Raw genomic sequence first — 18,698 nt, 5'->3', positions numbered from 1 at the left:
TCGGGCGATCCATCGTATTCAAGGTTGACCGCCTCGTGCTTGCCCGTCTGTTTGCTCTGCCACACTGCCTGCTCCTTTGCCTGCTGATCCTGTTGCCCATCGCCCCTGCCCAGGCGGTCGGCCTGCCCGGCATGCTGGGCAGCACCACCAAAGCCCAGCCACAGGCCGACGTGCCGCTGGGGCAGTCTTTGGACGAGGTGATCAAGACCCTGGAAAACGACCAGCAGCGCACCAAGCTGCTGGCCGACCTGAAAAAGCTGCGCGAAGCCACGAAAAAAGCCCAGCCGGCTGCCGAGCAAGGGGTGCTGAGCCTGATCGGCGGCACCCTGGCCAGCCTGGAGCAACAGCTGTCCGGCGCCGACAGCCCACTCAATCGCTGGTCCGTCGAATTCGCCCAGGCCAGGACCGAGCTGGGCGCGCTGATGCTGCCCGCCAGCGAATGGCTGCCGATTATCTTTGGCTTTGCCGTGGTGCTGATGCTCTGGAGCCTGCTCGCGGCCGCGCTGATCTGGCTCAGCCATCGGGTGCGCCTGCGCTTTGGCCTCAGTGAAGAATTGCCGCAACACCCCAAGACCTGGGACATGCTGCGCTTTGCCCTGCGCAAGCTCGGCCCCTGGCTGATTGCCCTGGTGATCACCGTCTACCTCAGCTACGCCCTGCCCTCGTCCCTGGGCAAATCCCTGGCGATGGTGCTGGCGTACGCGCTGGTGGTCGGCACGTGTTTTTCAGCGATCTGCGTCATCGCCTTTTCCGTGCTCGACGGCCCGCACCGTCACCGGGCGCTGTATATCCTGCGCCACCAGGCGTTTCGCCCGCTGTGGCTGATCGGCAGCTTCGCCGCTTTCGGCGAGGCCTTGAGTGATCCGCGCCTGACCGAAGCCCTGGGTACCCACCTGGCCCACAGCGCCGCGACCGTCGCCAATGTCCTCGCGGCACTGTCCACCGGCGTGTTTATCCTGCGTTTCCGCCGGCCCATCGCCCACCTGATCCGCAACCAGCCACTGTCCCGGCGCCTGACCCGCCGCGCATTGAGCGATACGATCGAGATCGTCGGCACCTTCTGGTACCTGCCCGCGCTGCTGCTGGTGGGCATTTCGCTGTTTGCCACCTTCGTGTCGGCCGGCGATACCAGCACCGCCTTGCGCCAATCATTGCTGTGCACGGTGTTGCTGGTGCTGTGCATGGTGATCAACGGCCTGGTGCGCCGCCACGCCCTCAAGCCCCAGCGCGGGCACAAGCGCCATGCACTGTATTCCGAGCGCCTGAAAAGCTTTGTCTACACCCTGGCCCATCTGATGGTGTGGCTGGTGTTTATCGAACTCGGCCTGCGGGTCTGGGGCTGGTCGCTGATCCGCTTTACCGAAGGCGACGGACATGAAATCAGCGTCAAGCTGTTCGGCCTTGCCGGTACCCTGCTGTTTGCCTGGCTGATCTGGATCCTCAGCGACACCGCGATCCACCACGCCCTCACCCGCTCGCGCAAAGGCCTGGCCAATGCGCGGGCGCAGACCATGATGCCGTTGATCCGCAACGTGCTGTTCGTGACCATCTTCATCATCGCCGCCATTGTCGCCCTGGCGAACATGGGCATGAACGTCACGCCCCTGCTGGCCGGTGCCGGTGTGATCGGCCTGGCCATCGGTTTTGGTGCGCAGTCACTGGTGGCGGACTTGATCACCGGCCTGTTCATCATCATCGAAGACTCCCTGGCCATTGATGACTATGTGGATGTCGGCGGCCACCTTGGCACCGTCGAGGGCCTGACCATCCGTACCGTGCGCCTGCGCGATATCGACGGCATCGTCCACACCATCCCGTTCAGCGAGATCAAGAGCATCAAGAACTACTCGCGGGAATTCGGCTACGCGATTTTCCGCGTAGCGGTGCCAGCCAGCATGGACATCGACACCGCGATCAAGCTGATGCGCGACGTCGGCCAGAAAATGCGCGCCGACCCGCTGCAACGCCGCAATATCTGGTCGCCCCTGGAGTTCCAGGGTGTGGAAAGCTTCGAGTCCGGCAACGCCATCCTGCGTGCGCGCTTCAAGACCGCGCCGATCAAGCAGTGGGAAGTGTCGCGGGCGTTCAACCTGTCGCTCAAGCGCCACCTCGATGAGGCCGGGATGGACCTGGCGATGCCGCGCTTGAGCGTGCAAGTGGTGACGGCGGCGAGTGGGCCGCAGGAAGCTCAGGTCACATCCACCCCGACATGAATCGCATCATGGCGCCAGAACTCCAGATCGCAGTCGATCAGGCGCTGATGCTGATCGTAATTGACCCGGGCGATCCGCAGCCCGGGGCTGCCCGCCGAGACTTTCAAGGCGGCTGCCGCTTCTACCTGTAGAGAAGTCGGCACAATCTCAAAGCGCACGCGACCGTAGTGCAGGTCGTACTTGCGGGCGTACAACTCGGTCATCGACTCGTTCAGGTCACACGCCAGGATCCCCGGAAAATACTGGGGGTTGAGGTAGTGCTCCACATACAGCACAAGCCGCCCATCAATACGCCGCCGCCGGCAGATCTGGATCACGCTGGACAGTGCCGGCAGTTGCAGCCACGCGCAGACCGCGGCCGAAGCCGGTTGCAGGCGTGCCGAGATGACTTCGGTAGAAGGCACTCGCCCCTGGGCGCTGACCATGGCGTGGAAGTGGCTGCGCTGCATCAGGTTGTAGGCCAACCGGGGCGGCGAGACAAACCAGCCACGGCGCTCCTCGCGGTAGATCTGGCCCTGGGCCTCCAGTTGCAGCAAGGCCTCGCGCACCGTAATGCGGGTGGTACTAAACAACTCACTGAGTTTGCGCTCGGCGGGCAGTTTGCTCGTCGGGCTCAACAAACCGTGGCTGATCTGCTCTTGCAGCGCCAGGCCAATGGCTGTCACCGCTTTGGTTGCCTCATCACGCATCAACGTTACCTATCTGGACTAGGCCAGCACTGTTTGGGTGCGCCAAATGCCCCTGGAATGAGCGGCGGCTGTTGCGTGCCAGCCTAGGCATCACACATGACCGACAGATGACAGCGCCTCGTGACACTGCCCCACACGCCCTGCAATACATCGGCCAAGTCCAAGAGTTACGGGGGCCTGGCCTTGGTCTACGCTTACCCGGCAAGTACCTGCCCAGGCGCTTTAAAAACGACACCGACATAAAACTGTCATCCATCGCGCCTAAATTGGCTCGTGTATTGCTGACCTAGACCAAACCCACCGCGCCATCAAAAAATCGCAGCGTTGAAAACGCCCAAAGGAGCTTCGGATGAAACAGCTTTTCCTGGCATCACTGTTAGGCTCGACCATTGCCATGTGCACCGCCGCCATGGCCGCTGACACCGATTTGAAAACCCTGGAAGCTGCCGCCAAGGCAGAAGGCGCTGTGAACAGCGTCGGCATGCCCGATAACTGGGCCAACTGGAAAGGCACCTGGGAAGACCTGGCGGCCAAGTACGGCCTCAAGCACATGGACACCGATATGAGCTCGGCCCAGGAAATCGCCAAGTTCGCCGCAGAAAAAGACAATGCCAGCGCCGATATCGGCGACGTGGGCGCAGCCTTCGGGCCGATTGCGGTCAAGCAGGGCGTGACCCAACCCTACAAGCCAAGCACCTGGGAACAGATCCCGGACTGGGCCAAGGACAAGGACGGCAACTGGGCCCTGGCCTACACCGGCACCATTGCGTTTATCGTCAACAAAAAGCTGTTGCACGGCTCCGAAGTGCCGACCAAATGGTCTGACCTGAAAACCGGCAAATACAAGGTTTCGATTGGTGACGTGAGCACCGCCGCCCAGGCCGCCAACGGTGTACTGGCCGCCGCCCTGGCCACTGGCGGCGACGAGAAGAACATCCAGCCGGCGCTGCTGATGTTTGCCGAAATCGCCAAGCAGGGCCGTATCTCCCTGGCCAACCCGACCATCGCCACCATGGAAAAGGGCGAAGTGGAAGTGGGCGTGGTCTGGGACTTCAACGGCCTGAGCTACAAGGCCAAGATGGCCAACCCGGATGACTACGTGGTGCTGATCCCCTCGGATGGCTCGGTGATTTCCGGCTACACCACCATCATCAATAAATACGCCAAGCACCCCAACGCGGCCAAGCTGACCCGCGAATACATCTTCAGTGATGCCGGGCAAATCAACCTGGCCAAGGGCAATGCGCGGCCGATCCGTGCCGAACACCTGACCCTGCCACCTGAAGTGAAAGCCAAGCTGCTGCCTGACGAGCAATACAAAGGCGTGACTCCGATCAAGGACGCCGATGCCTGGGAGAAGACCTCCAAGGCGCTGCCGCAGAAGTGGCAGGAAGAAGTCATCATCAATATGCAATAAGCCCCGGGTGGGAGCTGGCTTGCCGGCGATAGCGGTATGACATTCAGCACGTGTATCGGCTGATGCACCGTTATCGCCGGCAAGCCAGCTCCCACAGTTGATCCGTTTCCGGAAGATCCACCGAATCAAGCCCAATTTGTCGCGGAGCCCCTGCCCCTATGAAGCACAACGTCATCCTTGTGGTGCTCGACGGCCTCAATTACGAGGTTGCCCGGCATGCCATGGGGCATCTCCAGGCCTACGTCGGCGCCGGGCGCGCAGCGCTGTACAAGCTGGAATGCGAATTGCCCGCCCTGTCGCGCCCGCTGTACGAATGCATCCTGACCGGCGTAACGCCGATCGACAGTGGCATTGTCCACAACAACGTCTCGCGCCTGTCCAACCAGCGCAGCATTTTCCATTACGCCACCGACGCCGGCTTGACCACTGCGGCGGCGGCCTACCATTGGGTCAGCGAGCTGTATAACCGCTCGCCGTTTATCGCCGCCCGCGACCGGCATACCGACGACCCGGCGCTGGCAATCCAGCACGGGCACTTCTACTGGAGCGATCATTACCCCGACGCTCACCTGTTTGCCGATGCCGAGAGCCTGCGCCTCAAGCACGCGCCGAACTTTTTGCTGGTACACCCGATGAACATCGACGACGCCGGCCACAGGCACGGCCTCGACACCGCGCAATACCGCAACAGCGCCCGCTCGGCGGACGTCATCCTCGCCGACTACCTGCAAGGCTGGCTCGACACCGGCTACCAGGTGCTGGTCACCGCCGACCACGGCATGAACAACGACCGCTCCCACAACGGCCTGCTGCCGGAAGAGCGCGAAGTGCCGCTGTTTGTGTTCGGTGATGCCTTCAGCCTCGAGCCCGAGGCCCAACCCAGGCAAACCGATATCTGCGGCACCGTCTGCGCCCTGCTTGGCGTTGCCCACGACAAACCTGTCTGCCAGGAGCTGTTGAAGTGAGTTCAGTGATCCGTGGTAAGTGGCTGGCCGCCTTGTGCCTGGTGCCTTTCGCCCTGTTTTTTATCGTGTTCCAGATCGCGCCGCTGTTCTGGGTGATGGTCAACAGCCTGCAATCGGAAGAATTCGGCTGGGGCCTGGCCAACTTCAGCAAGATCTTCAGCTCGAAGTTCTACTTGCAGGCGATCCAGTACAGCCTGGAGCTGAGTTTCTACTCCAGCGTCTTCGGCATCATCATTGCCGTGCTCGGCAGTTACTCGTTGCGCAAGGTGGATTCGCCGCTGCGCAACTTCGTCACTGCCTTCGCCAACATGACCAGCAACTTCTCCGGCGTGCCCCTGGCCTTTGCCTTCATCATCCTGCTGGGGTTCAACGGCAGCATCACCATCATGCTCAAGCAGGCCGGGATCATTCAGGACTTCAACCTGTACTCCAAGACCGGCCTGATCATCCTGTACACCTATTTCCAGATCCCCCTGGGCGTGTTGCTGCTGTACCCGGCCTTCGATGCCCTGCGTGAAGACTGGCGCGAGTCCGCAGCACTCCTGGGCGCCAATGGCTGGCAGTACTGGCGGCATATCGGCCTGCCGGTGCTGACGCCGGCGTTGCTGGGCACCTTCGTGATCCTGGTGGCCAATGCCCTTGGCGCCTATGCCACGGTGTATGCGTTGACCACCGGCAACTTCAACGTGCTGCCGATCCGCATTGCGGCGATGGTCTCCGGCGATATTTCCCTGGACCCGAACATGGCCAGCGCCCTGGCCGTCATCCTGGTGGCGCTGATGACCGTGGTCACCGTGGTCCATCAACTGTTGCTCAAGAGGAGCTACCATGTCTCGCGCTGAAGCCAGCCCCGTCGCCCTCTATCATCGCGTGGTGGTGTACCTGCTGTTCGCGATCCTGGTGCTGCCGCTGATTGGCACCCTGGTGTACTCCCTTGCCAGCAGTTGGTCGGCCACCATCCTGCCCGCCGGTTTTACCTTTGAATGGTATGTACAGCTGTGGAGCGACCCGCGCTTTTTGCATGCCTTTGGCCAATCGCTGCTGGTGTGTGTCGGCGCACTGATCCTGTCGGTGGTGCTGATCCTGCCGCTGCTGTTCGTGGTGCACTACCACTTCCCCAGGCTCGACGCGCTGATGAATATCCTGATCCTGCTGCCTTTCGCGGTGCCACCGGTGGTGTCCTCGGTGGGCCTGTTACAGCTGTATGGCTCGGGGCCGCTGGCGATGGTCGGCACACCGTGGATCCTGATTGGCTGCTACTTCACCGTGGCACTGCCGTTCATGTACCGCGCGATCACCAACAACCTGCAGGCGATCAACCTGCGTGACCTGATGGACGCCGCCCAACTGCTCGGCGCCAGCACCTGGCAGGCGGCGATCCTGGTGGTGCTGCCGAACCTGCGCAAGGGCTTGATGGTGGCGTTGCTGCTGTCGTTCTCGTTCCTGTTCGGCGAGTTTGTGTTCGCCAACATCCTTGTCGGCACGCGCTACGAGACCTTGCAGGTGTACCTCAACAACATGCGTAACAGCAGCGGCCACTTCACCAGCGCCGTGGTCATCTCCTATTTCCTTTTCGTGCTGCTGCTCACCTGGGCCGCCAACTTCTTGAACAAGGACAAAAGCCAATGAGCTTCGTCAGCGTCCAGCACCTGCAAAAAAGCTACGCCGCCACCCCGGTGTTCAGTGATATCAACTGCCAGATCGCCAAGGGCGAATTCGTCACCCTGCTTGGCCCGTCCGGTTGCGGCAAATCCACGCTGCTGCGCTGCATCGCCGGGCTGACGCCGGTGGACAGTGGGCAGATCCTCCTGGACGGCCAGGATATCGTGCCGCTGAGCCCGCAGAAGCGCCATATCGGCATGGTGTTCCAGAGCTACGCGCTGTTCCCCAACATGACCGTGGAACAGAACGTCGCCTTCGGCCTGCGTATGCAGAAGGTCAACGCCGATGACAGCCACCAGCGGGTGCAGGAAGTGCTGCAACTGGTCGAGCTCAAGGACCTGGCCGGGCGCTATCCGCACCAGATGTCCGGCGGCCAGTGCCAGCGCGTCGCCCTCGCCCGCTCCCTGGTCACCCGCCCGCGCCTGCTGCTGCTCGATGAGCCGCTGTCGGCACTGGATGCGCGGATTCGCAAACACCTGCGCGAGCAGATCCGTCAGATCCAGCGCGAACTGGGGCTGACCACGATTTTTGTGACCCATGACCAGGAAGAAGCCCTGGTCATGTCCGACCGCATCTTCCTGATGAACCAGGGCAAGATCGTACAAAGCGGCGACGCTGAAACCCTGTACACCGCCCCCGTGGACGCCTTCGCCGCCGGTTTTATCGGCAACTACAACCTGCTGGACGCCGAGCAGGCCAGCAAGCTATTGCAGCGTCCGGTCAGCAGCCGTATTGCGATCCGTCCCGAGTCCATCGAACTGAACCGCAACGGTGAGCTGGACGCTCTGGTGCGCAGCCACAGCCTGCTGGGTAATGTGATTCGCTATCGCGTCGAAGCCCGGGGCGTTGAATTGGTGGTGGACGTACTCAACCGCTCGGCCCAGGATCTTCACCCAGACGGGCAACGCCTGGCACTTTCCATCGATCCCAGCGCACTGTGTGAGGTAGCCTGAGGATGCAGTGTTTATTGAGGAAGCATGACTGATGGCTTTGGTAATTTTTGATCTGGACGACACCCTGATCCACGGCGACTGCGCCACCTTGTGGAGCGAACAAATGGGCCGCCTGGGCTGGGTGGACCCCGATTCGTTCATGCGCAAGAACAACGAACTGATGGCCGCCTACAGCCGCGGCGAGCTGGCCATGGAAGAGTTCATGGACTTCAGCCTGGAACCGATGATCGGGCGCACCCCGGAAGAAGTCGCGCACCTGGTCGAGCCGTGGGTGGAAGATATTATCGAGCCGCTGATCTACAGCGACGCCACCAAGACCATCGCCCGCCACCGGCAGAACGGGGACCGGATCCTGGTGATCTCGGCCTCGGGCACGCACCTGGTCACGCCGATTGCCGCACGCATTGGCATTGATGAAGTACTGGGGATTGAACTGGACGTAGCCCACGGGGTGTACAGCGGCAAGACCGTGGGTGTACTGACGTACCGTGAAGGCAAGGTCGCCCGCTTGACGCAATGGCTGGAGCAGGAAGGTGAAAGCCTGGAGGGTGCGTATTTCTATTCGGATTCGCGCAATGACTTGCCGCTGTTGAGCAAGGTCGATTTCCCGCAGGTGGTGAACCCGGACCCGGTGCTGCAGGCCCACGCAGAACAGGCCGGATGGCCGATCCACCAGTGGGCCTGAAGGCCCATTTTGGGCATTGAAACCCAATCAAATGTGGGAGCTGGCTTGCCTGCGATAGCGGTGTATCAAGTTAAGGTCTGTTACTGACACACCGCTATCGCAAGCAGCCCCGCTCCCACCTTGGGCTGCATTTCAACCCTGGACTGGCCTCAAACCAGGCTCTCGTCGATCACCAGCACCAGCTTCCCGGAAATCTGGTTGGTCGCCAGCTCCGCAAACGCTGCTTCCGCGTCCTTGATCGGGAAGGTCTTGGCCAACTGCGGGCTCAGCCGCCCTTCGCCAAACAACGGCCACACTTGCTGGCCCAGATCGCTCAACAGATCCGCTTTGAATTGATCATCACGGCTGCGCAAGGTCGAGCCCAGCACCTGCACGCGCTTGGCCAGCACCTGCGCCAGGTCCAACTGGGCCTCGCGCCCGCCCATCAAGCCGATCAATACCCAACGCCCATCGCGGGCCAGGAGTTTGAGGTTAATGGCCGCATAGTTGCCGCCCACCGGGTCGAGAATCACGTCGAACGGGCCAAAATCCCCCAGGCTCTCGATGCCGTCGGTACGTACCACACCGCCCTGGGCGCCGAGGTCTTCACAATAGGCCAGGCGGTCCGCCGAGCCGACGCTGACCCAACACGGGCTGCCAAAGGCCTTGCACAGCTGGATCGCTGCCGAGCCAACACCACTGGCACCAGCGTGCAACAGCACCTTTTCCCCGGGCTTGAGCGCCGCCAGTTGGAACAGGTTGAGCCAGGCGGTGCTGTACACCTCGGGCAGCGCAGCGGCTTCGGCCAGGGACAGACCTTCCGGCACCGGCAGCACGTGGCGCGCATCCACCACCACTTCATGGGCCATGCCGCCGCCCGCCAGCAGCGCACAGACCCGGTCCCCCACTTGCCAGGACGAGCCGGCGCCAACCTCGCTGATTACCCCGGAACACTCCAGGCCCAGCACCTCGCTGGCCCCGGGCGGTGGCGGATAGAGCCCTGCACGCTGTAATAAATCCGCCCGATTCAGGCCGGCTGCCGCCACCTGAATGCGAACTTGCCCTACATCGCACGTAGGACTCGGGGTCTCAACCCACTCCACATGACCTTCAACGCCTTGCAATGCTTTCACAGTGCCTCCATAGTGAGTCTGGACTGAGCCCGTTGCTGTAGCGCCGGGCTTTTTGCATTATGCGACCGGCCCAAATGGAACCGGCGACTTCAAAGACGGCCTAATATGCGTTATCAATTGCCCCCGCGTCGAATCAGCATGAAGCATTTGTTCCCCAGTACCGCCCTCGCTCTTTTCATTGGTCTCGGCCTGTTGCCGCTGTCGACCAATACGTTCGCAGCCAACAGCTGGGACAAACTTCAGCCTGATCGCGATGAGGTGATTGCCAGCCTTAACGTCGTTGAGTTGCTCAAGCGCCACCATTACAGCAAACCGCCGTTGGACGATGCGCGCTCGGTGATTATCTATGACAGCTATCTCAAGCTGCTGGATCCCTCGCGCAGCTACTTCCTGGCCAGCGATGTGGCCGAGTTCGACAAATGGAAGACCCAGTTCGACGACTTCCTCAAGAGCGGCGACCTGCAACCTGGCTTCACCATCTATAAGCGTTACCTGGACCGTGTCAAAGCGCGTCTGGACTTCGCTCTGGGTGAGTTGAACAAAGGCGTCGACAAGCTCGACTTCACCCAGAAGGAAACCCTGCTGGTGGATCGCAAGGAGGCCCCATGGCTGACCAGCACCGCCGCCCTGGATGACCTGTGGCGCAAGCGCGTCAAAGATGAAGTCCTGCGCCTGAAGATCGCCGGCAAAGAGCCCAAGGCGATCCAGGAGCTGCTGACCAAGCGCTACAAGAATCAATTGAGCCGCCTGGACCAGACCCGCGCCGAGGATATCTTCCAGGCGTATATCAACACCTTCGCGATGTCCTACGATCCGCACACCAATTATCTGTCGCCAGATAACGCGGAAAATTTTGATATCAACATGAGTCTGTCCCTCGAAGGCATCGGGGCCGTGCTGCAGAGCGACAACGATCAGGTGAAGATCGTGCGCCTGGTGCCGGCAGGCCCTGCGGACAAGACCAAGCAGGTCGCCCCGGCCGACAAGATCATCGGCGTGGCCCAGGCTGACAAAGAGATGGTCGACGTGGTCGGCTGGCGCCTGGACGAAGTGGTCAAGCTGATCCGCGGGCCCAAGGGCAGCGTGGTGCGCCTGGAAGTGATTCCCCACACCAATGCGCCAAATGACCAGACCAGCAAGATCGTGTCGATCACCCGCGAAGCGGTGAAGCTCGAAGACCAGGCTGTGCAGAAGAAAGTCCTCAACCTCAAGCAGGATGGCAAGGACTACAAGCTGGGCATCATTGAGATCCCGGCGTTCTATCTGGACTTCAAGGCCTTCCGTGCCGGCGATCCGGACTACAAGAGCACCACCCGCGATGTGAAAAAAATCCTCACCGAGCTGACCAAAGAGAAGGTCGACGGCGTGGTCATCGACCTGCGCAACAACGGCGGCGGCTCGTTGCAGGAAGCCACCGAGCTGACCAGCCTGTTCATCGACAAGGGTCCGACCGTGTTGGTGCGCAACGCTGACGGCCGCGTGGATGTGCTCGAAGACGAAAACCCGGGTGCCTTCTACAAGGGCCCGCTGGCACTGCTGGTCAACCGTCTCTCGGCCTCGGCCTCGGAGATTTTTGCCGGCGCGATGCAGGACTACCACCGCGCGCTGATCATCGGTGGCCAGACCTTCGGCAAAGGCACAGTGCAGACAATCCAGCCGCTTAACCATGGCGAACTGAAGCTGACCCTGGCCAAGTTCTACCGGGTTTCCGGCCAGAGCACCCAGCACCAGGGCGTACTGCCGGACATTGATTTCCCGTCGCTCATCGACACCAAGGAAATCGGCGAAAGCGCCCTGCCTGAAGCCATGCCGTGGGACACCATCCGCCCGGCTATCAAGCCGGCGTCCGATCCCTTCAAGCCGTACCTGGCCCAGCTCAAGGCCGAACATGACCTGCGCTCCGCCAAGGATGCCGAGTTTGTGTTTATCCGCGACAAGCTGGCCCTGGCCAAGAAGCTGATGGCCGAGAAGACCGTCAGCCTCAATGAAGTGGACCGTCGCGCGCAGCACACTGCGATCGAGAACCAGCAACTGGCCCTGGAAAACATCCGTCGCAAGGCCAAGGGTGAAGACCCGCTCAAGGAGCTGAAGAAAGAAGACGAAGACGCGCTGCCGACCGAACCTGAAAAGACCAAGCCGGAAGACGACGCCTACCTGAGCGAGACCGGGCGGATTCTGCTGGACTACCTGAAAACCAGTAAGGCAGTCGCCAAGCAGTAGATGATGGCAATTTAATGTCTCCGCTCCACTGAGCGTCATCAAACAGACATCATTCTGTCGTGAAATAAAGGACCGGGTACCCCAGGCACCCGGTCCTTTTTTTTCGACCGAGATCATCATGACCATGACCGAACAGCTGCATGCCCTGGGCTCCATCCTGGCTCAAGGCAGTCTGCACAGTCTGTTCCAACCGATTATCAGCCTCAGCGAACGCCGTATCCTTGGCTACGAAGCCCTGAGCCGCGGCCCGTCCAACAGCCCGCTGCACTCGCCCCTTGCGTTGTTTTGCGTGGCGCGCCAGGCCGGACGCCTGAATGAACTGGAGATAGCCTGCAGGCAAAGTGCCTGCAAGCGCTTCAGCGAGCAGGCGCTGCCAGGCAAGCTGTTTCTCAACGTCTCACCCGAGTCCCTGCTGGAAACCACCCATCAACCGGGGCGCACCCTGCAGATGCTGCGCGAGTACGGAATCGCGCCCAGCCAGATCGTGATCGAACTCACGGAGCAAGCGCCGACCGACGACTTCCAACTGCTGCAGACCGCCCTGCACCACTACCGCGACATGGGTTTTTCGATTGCCCTGGATGACTTGGGCGCCGGTTACTCCAGCCTGCGCCTGTGGTCTGAGTTACGCCCGGACTACGTGAAAATCGACCGGCACTTTATCGACGGCATTCATCAGGATGCGCTCAAGCGCGAGTTCGTCGGCTCGATCCTACAGATCGCCAAGGCCTCCCGCGCACAGGTGATTGCCGAAGGCATCGAGTTGCCGGAGGAACTGGCGGTGCTCACGGAAATGGGCGTGGACCTGATCCAGGGCTACCTGCTGTGCCGTCCCCAGGAACATCCGCCGATCGAAGCAAGGTTGATGCTGGCCAAGCCTGACAGCACCAGCGTCTCGCTCAATGAAGACGCCAGTGACCTCAGCGCCCTGCTCAACGAGCAACCGGCCGTGGCCCAGGACACCGCCACAGCAAAAGTCCTGGAAGCGTTTCGCAGCCAGGCCAATCTCAACTCCCTGGCGGTCCTGGATGGGCGCGGCCAGCCCATCGGCATCGTGCATCGGCACTCGTTGTCCGACGTCCTGCTCAAGCCATTTGCCACCGACCTGTTTGCGCGCAAGCCGATCAGCCGCCTGATGAGCGACGACTTCCTGGCCGTGGAGTTGAGCCAGTCGTTGCAACAGGTCAGCCGCCTGCTGACCAGCCGCGCGCGGCAGCGCATCGAAGAAGATTTCATCATCACCCAGAACGGCAACTACCTGGGCCTGGGACGAGTGATCGACGTGCTCAAGCTGATTACCGAACTGAAAATCCAGCAGGCGCGCTACGCCAACCCACTGACCCTGCTACCGGGCAACGTGCCGATCCAGCAGTGCCTGACGCGACTGTTGCAGCAGCAGCGCGAATCGGTGATTTGCTATGTGGATATCGACAGTTTCAAGCCGTTCAATGACATCTACGGCTATGGCCGAGGCGATGAGGTATTGCTGTGCCTGGCACAGTGCCTGAACGACCGGGTGGACCCCAGCCGCGATTTTGTCGGGCATATCGGCGGCGATGATTTTCTCCTGGTACTGGGTGCCCAGGACTGGCGCAAGCGTCTCAACCAATTGGTGGACGATTTCCAGACCCAATGCCGGCGCTTCTACCGCAGCGAGCATTTGGACGCGGGCTGTTTTATCGCCCTGAATCGCCAGGGGGTGCGCCAGGAGTTTGCCTTGCTGTCGCTGTCCATTGGCGTGGTGCACCTGCATCCGCTGAGCTGTGGATATCTGGATGCCAGCCAGTTGGCGGAACTGGCCTCGCAGGCCAAGCATCACGCCAAGAACGTGGCCGGCTACAGCATCCACGTCCTCGACAGCCGCGAACTTCTGTAAGGCCGGCCCTTACAACTGCTCCAGGCGTATCTGCGCCAGCGGATGCCCGGCCTTGGCGGCAATGGTCCACCAGCGTGCGGCTTCGGCCGGGTCTGGGGCCTTGCCCAGGCTGCCCGCCAGGCTCAACACCCCCACCTGATAAGCGGCCTTGCCATCACCGGCCTGGCCCGCCAGGCGCAGCAAGCGCACGCCCTCTTCCCGCGCGCCAAGCCCTTGGCCGCGAAAGGTCAGGATATGCCCATAGAAACTTTGGGCCTCGACATTACCCAGGTTGGCCATGCGCGCAAACTGACCCTCCAGCCAGTGCCAGCCACGGGGCTGACGCACAAACCATGACCAATGAAACAACCTGCGGGCCAACCAATAGCTGGCGTACGCTTTAAGCTTCCAGAACACTCAGGCCTCCGCTGACTCAGGATATTCGTACTCGAACACACGCACCACTTCCGAGGCATGCCACGACGCCGCAGCAACGCCATCGGACGGTCCGCAAAAGCGCCCGAGGCGCTCGACACATTCAAAAAAACCGGTGCGCGGCAAGCGGCTGGCGCCCTGGCTGATCACCAGTGAACTGCGCAGCGGTTGATCCGCCTTGGCATCCAGAGCCGCCAGGTGCTCCAGGGCGGCGGTCAGGGTTTGCATGGCTGGCGTGGGGAATTGCAGACGCTCCAGCAACGCACGGTAGGTCAAAAGATGTCGCTGGCGACGGGCCTGATCGAGTTCATTGAGCAACCCATCCCAATGTTGACGACTGATGCGCACACTCACACTTCATCCCTCCAACCCGCAATCCCCAACTCCCAGGCCAGGCTGCGACGAATCGCAGCATCCGGCTGGCGCTCACCACTTTCAATCAACCCCAGGTAGGACGGGCTGATGCCCACGGTGCGGGCCAAGGTCTCGATGGCCAGGCCTTTGGCTTCGCGCAGGCTGCGCAATTGTGCCAGGGGACGCAGGTCCTGCTCGGTAGCGACGGGAGGGGTCTGTGCAGAAGAAGTGGCGGGTTGCGGCACACCGGCGGCTTTTAGCAGCGCCTGGTACTGAGCCCATGGCAGAACCGCGTATTCGGGTTCGCCATCCCGTGAAATGATTTGTATATCCATGACTGCCCCGTAGGATCACAACACTTACGAAGTAAGTACTTTCCTTAGGAGTGTAATCCTAACAGCCCCAAAGAGCGCAGGGGGATAATCCGCGCCTTCAGTTTTTTTTCGGGTTTTCCTGCTCCAGAAGCTGCGGCGTTGCAGGCAGACGCTCCACCACCACCAGCTTCTCCGGGCGCTGGCGTTCACGCCAGGCGCGGAAGGCACTCAACTCGCCGTCCAGGCTCTTCATGACCCAGGCCAGTACCGCAATGTCATCGAGCATGCCGAACATGGGCAAGAAGTCCGGGATCGCATCAATCGGGCTGAGGAAGTACATCAGCCCCGCCACCACCGAGATCAGCGCCTTGGGGCTAATAGCCCGGTACTCGCCACGCCAGTAGGCCAGGCACAGCGCCTGAAGCAGCTTCAGGTCGTCCTTGAGCTTACCCAGGCGATTGCCCTGGCTTGAGCCTTTGGCAGCCACAGCGAACAACAGGGTGGGCAGGCGCCCACGCCCGATCAGGCGGGCGGCCAACGGTAGGAAGCGGGTGAAATTCCAGGGTGCTTTCATCGTCACTCCAGTTCCAGGCAAGAGAAAAGGTTATCCACACAACTTGTGGATAACCTTGTGAACAGAGCCCATTTTCGCGGCTGAAAGCCACGTAATACAAGGCCCTGAGTCAGATCGGGCGTTTTTTGCGCACATAAAAAAAACCCAAGAATTCATTGACTTGAAGCGCGCCTGCGGCTAGCCGTGCCGAGGTATTGCATCAGACTGCTCTAAGTCGCAGGTGTTCGTTTTGATTTGCCCCACGGTCAACTGTGGGAGCTATCGAGCCCCAGCGAGGCTGCGATGGCGGCGGCATGGCCAACAGGAGTGTTGCCTGCACCGCTATCGCAGCCTCGCCAGCGCTCGACAGCTTCCATACGGATTGGATCAAGCCCCACACCAGAAACAACAACGCCCCGTAAAACGGGGCGTTGGGTGTTTTGCAGCGGCTTACTTGGCAGCCGGTGCCTCAGGCGCATCGGCCTTGGCCGGGTCCTTGATTGCCAGCAGCTCCAGGTCGAAGACCAGTACGGAGTTGGCTGGAATTGCCGGGCTCGGGCTCTGGGCGCCATAGGCCAGGTCGGACGGGATGTACAACTCGACCTTCTCACCCACGTGCATCAGTTGCAGGCCTTCGACCCAACCCGGGATCACGCCGCTGACCGGCAGGTCAATCGGGCTACCGCGATCCACGGAGCTGTCAAAGGTGGTGCCGTTGGTCAGCTTGCCGGTGTAGTGAACAGTCACTACGTCGGTTGGCTTGGGCTGGGCGCCTTCGGCTTTCTTCACGATCTTGTACTGCAGACCGGAAGCGGTGGTGACTACACCGTCTTTCTTGGCATTTTCTTCGAGGTATTTCTTGCCGGCAGCTGCCGACTCTTCACTCATCTTGGTCATGCGTTCTTCAGCACGCTTCTGCAGTGCGGAAAACGCTTCCACCAGTTCTTCGTCTTTCAGCTTCTGTTCTTTCTTGCCGACGGCATCTTCGATGCCTTGGGCCACGGCCTTGGAGTCCAGGTCGTCCATACCTTCCTGAGCCAGGCTTTTGCCCATGTTCAGGCCGATACCGTAGGAAGCTTTCTGCGCCGGGGTTTTCAGCTCTACGCTGGTTTGCGAATCACAACCCGCAAGTACCAGGCTAACCAGGGCCACCGCCGCCGCCAACCGATGCTGTTTCATGCTATTTCCTTGTTCATGCGCCAAAAGGGCATTCGAATAAAGTCGCGAGCTTATCAGGCGGCCACGACCAATGGCTACCGGCATGTGAGCAGGAAACTTCTGATAAGTTCACGTGTTTAAAAGCATTTTCATCTGCCCCAAAGCCCGGCGAAGGACAGCAGGCAAGCCGAAAACCGCCGCAACAGACCGATCATGGCTACTTGCCGCCTGCTACGCTCGGTGGCATAAGGACGCAACAACTCGACAAGGATAGTTATCTTGCGCATTTTTTCCCGTGTTTTACTCCTGATCCTGTCATTTATGGGACTGGCCCTGGCCGTGGTCCTCTATTACGTGGTCAACCCCAAGCTGCCGGATTACGTGCCGGTGCAGCAGGTGCACTACCAGGACCAATGGACCGCCACCGACCGCCAGGTCTACTACTTCACGCCCCAGGGCACCCAGGTCAAGGGCCTGCGCTATAACTGGTTCACCGCGCTGGAGCTGCCGTTTTCCCAGCAGCGTTTTGCCGAACCGGCCAACCTGGCGCGTTTCGGTTTCCTCGTGGACCCGCGACAACAGGCCACAGCCCAGAACCCTGGCAACCTGCCCGTCGGCTTCGCCCGGCACAAGAATGCCGGCAGCGACGACGAGTTTCTCGATATCACTTGTGCCGCCTGCCACACCGGCGAATTGCACTTCAATGGCCAGGCCCTGCGCATCGACGGCGGCGCTGCACAGCATGTGCTGCCCTCCAGCGTGCCGACCCTGCGCGGTGGCAGCTTCGGCCAGGCGTTGGTGGCCAGTCTCGCCTCCACCTATTACAACCCGCTGAAGTTCAGGCGCTTCGCCCACAGCGTGCTGGGGGATCAATACGACGCCCAGTACGATCAGTTGCGCCAGGACTTCAAAAAGTCCCTGGACAACTTCCTCAAGGTGGCCTGGAACGATACCCACCGTGGTCTCTACCCCACCGAAGAAGGCCCGGGGCGCACCGATGCGTTCGGCCGCATCGCCAACGCGAGCTTTGGTGATGCGATTTCGCCGGACAACTACCGCATCGCCAACGCGCCGGTGGACTACCCGCAACTGTGGGACATGTGGACCTTCGACTGGGTGCAATGGAACGGCTCGGCCCAGCAACCCATGGCGCGCAATATCGGCGAAGCCTTGGGCGTAGGCGCGACCCTGGCGTTCTTCGACAACGCCGGCCAGCCGCTCAAGGGCGATGCACGCTACCCTTCCAGCGTACGCGTGCGTGACCTGAACCGCATCGAAGAAACCCTGCAACGGCTCAAGCCGCCGACCTGGCCTGAAGCGCTGTTCGGCACCATCGACAAACCCCTGGCCGCCCGTGGCCGCGCGCTGTTCGCAGAGAACTGCGCAGCTTGCCATGTGCCCAGCGTGAGCGAAGTCAACGGGCGCCCGGTGCAGCAGTTGAAGATGCTGCCAGTGGACTACATCGGCACCGACCCAGGCACCGCCAGCAACATTGCCGACCAGCGCTACGACCTCAGCGCCCTGCAATGGGACCCGGCCGAACTGGCGCAGTTGAATGTGGAGTTGCACCCGACGCCGACCGAACCGCTGGACTTGCGCAGCCTGTCCGTGGCCAAGGGCCTGGCCTATGTCACGGCGTTTGTCGAAGAGCACGCCTACCGCGCCGCCGGCATCACCCCGGCCGAACGCCCGCGCCTGGACGGCTACGGCCTGCCTATCGGCGTGCGCGAACTGCGCGCCTACAAGGCCCGCCCCCTGGCTGGCGTGTGGGCCACGCCGCCGTTCCTGCACAATGGTTCGGTGCCGACGATCTACCAGTTGCTTTCGCCCCAGTACGAGCGCAGCCGCACCTTCTATAAAGGCACCTTCGATTACAACCCGCGTCACCTGGGTTATCGCACCGAAGCCTTTAAAAATGCGTTCCTGTTCGATACCCGCATCACCGGCAACCACAACAGCGGCCACGAATTCCGCGCCGGCAAGCGTGGCAATGGGGTAATTGGCCGGGGCCTGGAGCCTGAGGAGCGCTGGGCGCTGCTGGAATACCTCAAAGTACTGGGCGGCCCCCTGGAGCAACAACTGCCATGACTTCCCCATTTCGATACAAGGACCG

17 protein-coding genes are annotated in these 18,698 nt (G+C 61.3%); 10 read left to right on the top strand and 7 right to left on the bottom strand.

What is annotated here, in order from left to right; genetic code table 11:
* Positions 1-35: 35 nt before the first annotated feature.
* On the top strand, positions 36-2,213 hold the full coding sequence (locus PSH80_RS08195) for a mechanosensitive ion channel family protein (RefSeq protein WP_057959033.1): 2,178 nt from the start codon (positions 36-38) through the stop codon (positions 2,211-2,213).
* Here the strand turns inward: PSH80_RS08195 and PSH80_RS08190 are convergent.
* On the bottom strand, positions 2,189-2,902 hold the full coding sequence (locus PSH80_RS08190; protein ID WP_057959032.1) for a UTRA domain-containing protein: 714 nt from the start codon (positions 2,900-2,902) through the stop codon (positions 2,189-2,191). The genes PSH80_RS08195 and PSH80_RS08190 overlap by 25 nt on opposite strands.
* A 349-nt stretch (positions 2,903-3,251) precedes the next feature.
* Here PSH80_RS08190 and PSH80_RS08185 point away from each other — a divergent pair, with 349 nt between their 5' ends.
* The 6 genes from PSH80_RS08185 (at position 3,252) to PSH80_RS08160 (ending at position 8,584) form a co-directional block, all read left to right on the top strand.
* Entirely contained in the window at positions 3,252-4,319 is a 1,068-nt protein-coding gene (locus PSH80_RS08185; protein WP_057440683.1) for an ABC transporter substrate-binding protein, read from the top strand.
* Between the two features lie 158 nt (positions 4,320-4,477).
* Positions 4,478-5,284: an alkaline phosphatase family protein gene (locus PSH80_RS08180; protein WP_057959031.1), complete on the top strand. Its 807-nt coding sequence runs from the start codon at positions 4,478-4,480 to the stop codon at positions 5,282-5,284.
* Positions 5,281-6,126 carry an ABC transporter permease subunit gene (locus PSH80_RS08175; RefSeq protein ID WP_057959030.1) on the top strand — a complete coding sequence of 282 codons (846 nt, stop codon included), beginning with the start codon at positions 5,281-5,283 and terminating at the stop codon, positions 6,124-6,126. Before PSH80_RS08180 ends, PSH80_RS08175 begins: the two co-directional genes overlap by 4 nt.
* On the top strand, positions 6,113-6,913 hold the full coding sequence (locus PSH80_RS08170) for an ABC transporter permease (protein ID WP_057440678.1): 801 nt from the start codon (positions 6,113-6,115) through the stop codon (positions 6,911-6,913). Before PSH80_RS08175 ends, PSH80_RS08170 begins: the two co-directional genes overlap by 14 nt.
* Complete coding sequence (locus PSH80_RS08165; RefSeq protein WP_057445233.1) at positions 6,910-7,899, top strand: ABC transporter ATP-binding protein; 990 nt, start codon at positions 6,910-6,912, stop codon at positions 7,897-7,899. Before PSH80_RS08170 ends, PSH80_RS08165 begins: the two co-directional genes overlap by 4 nt.
* A 31-nt stretch (positions 7,900-7,930) precedes the next feature.
* On the top strand, positions 7,931-8,584 hold the full coding sequence (locus PSH80_RS08160; RefSeq protein WP_120732310.1) for an HAD family phosphatase: 654 nt from the start codon (positions 7,931-7,933) through the stop codon (positions 8,582-8,584).
* A gap of 149 nt (positions 8,585-8,733) precedes the next feature.
* Here the strand turns inward: PSH80_RS08160 and PSH80_RS08155 are convergent, their stop codons facing one another.
* The gene (locus PSH80_RS08155) at positions 8,734-9,696 is read right to left on the bottom strand and encodes a zinc-binding dehydrogenase (protein WP_198792477.1); all 963 of its coding nucleotides are present in this window, start codon (positions 9,694-9,696) and stop codon (positions 8,734-8,736) included.
* A 138-nt stretch (positions 9,697-9,834) separates the two neighbouring features.
* On the opposite strand from PSH80_RS08155, the gene PSH80_RS08150 reads away from it, so the two are divergent.
* Positions 9,835-11,916 carry a carboxy terminal-processing peptidase gene (locus PSH80_RS08150; RefSeq protein WP_169989423.1) on the top strand — a complete coding sequence of 694 codons (2,082 nt, stop codon included), beginning with the start codon at positions 9,835-9,837 and terminating at the stop codon, positions 11,914-11,916.
* A 118-nt stretch (positions 11,917-12,034) separates the two neighbouring features.
* Positions 12,035-13,792 (top strand): bifunctional diguanylate cyclase/phosphodiesterase, encoded by a 1,758-nt coding sequence (locus PSH80_RS08145; RefSeq protein WP_057440674.1) that lies wholly within the window; start codon positions 12,035-12,037, stop codon positions 13,790-13,792.
* A gap of 9 nt (positions 13,793-13,801) precedes the next feature.
* Here PSH80_RS08145 and PSH80_RS08140 read toward each other — a convergent pair whose 3' ends face one another.
* The 5 genes from PSH80_RS08140 to PSH80_RS08120 all read right to left on the bottom strand — a co-directional run bounded on the left by PSH80_RS08140 (position 13,802) and on the right by PSH80_RS08120 (position 16,606).
* Positions 13,802-14,188: a tetratricopeptide repeat protein gene (locus PSH80_RS08140; protein ID WP_057440672.1), complete on the bottom strand. Its 387-nt coding sequence runs from the start codon at positions 14,186-14,188 to the stop codon at positions 13,802-13,804.
* Positions 14,189-14,560 carry a hypothetical protein gene (locus PSH80_RS08135; RefSeq protein ID WP_057440671.1) on the bottom strand — a complete coding sequence of 124 codons (372 nt, stop codon included), beginning with the start codon at positions 14,558-14,560 and terminating at the stop codon, positions 14,189-14,191. It lies immediately after the preceding gene.
* Positions 14,557-14,895 (bottom strand): helix-turn-helix transcriptional regulator, encoded by a 339-nt coding sequence (locus PSH80_RS08130; protein ID WP_115127719.1) that lies wholly within the window; start codon positions 14,893-14,895, stop codon positions 14,557-14,559. Before PSH80_RS08130 ends, PSH80_RS08135 begins: the two co-directional genes overlap by 4 nt.
* 97 nt (positions 14,896-14,992) lie before the next feature.
* The gene (locus tag PSH80_RS08125) at positions 14,993-15,448 is read right to left on the bottom strand and encodes a YkvA family protein (protein WP_032863275.1); all 456 of its coding nucleotides are present in this window, start codon (positions 15,446-15,448) and stop codon (positions 14,993-14,995) included.
* 429 nt (positions 15,449-15,877) lie between these two features.
* On the bottom strand, positions 15,878-16,606 hold the full coding sequence (locus tag PSH80_RS08120; RefSeq protein ID WP_057959025.1) for an FKBP-type peptidyl-prolyl cis-trans isomerase: 729 nt from the start codon (positions 16,604-16,606) through the stop codon (positions 15,878-15,880).
* 258 nt (positions 16,607-16,864) lie between these two features.
* Here PSH80_RS08120 and PSH80_RS08115 point away from each other — a divergent pair, with 258 nt between their 5' ends.
* Positions 16,865-18,673 (top strand): di-heme-cytochrome C peroxidase, encoded by a 1,809-nt coding sequence (locus PSH80_RS08115; protein ID WP_120732306.1) that lies wholly within the window; start codon positions 16,865-16,867, stop codon positions 18,671-18,673.
* The last annotated feature ends 25 nt before the right edge of the window (positions 18,674-18,698 follow it).

The organism is Pseudomonas sp. FP818 (assembly GCF_030687335.1).
GTDB classification, from domain to species: domain Bacteria; phylum Pseudomonadota; class Gammaproteobacteria; order Pseudomonadales; family Pseudomonadaceae; genus Aquipseudomonas; species Aquipseudomonas shahriarae.
The sequence above is the reverse complement of the archived record's forward strand: the minus strand, read 5'-3'. Positions and strand labels throughout refer to the sequence as shown.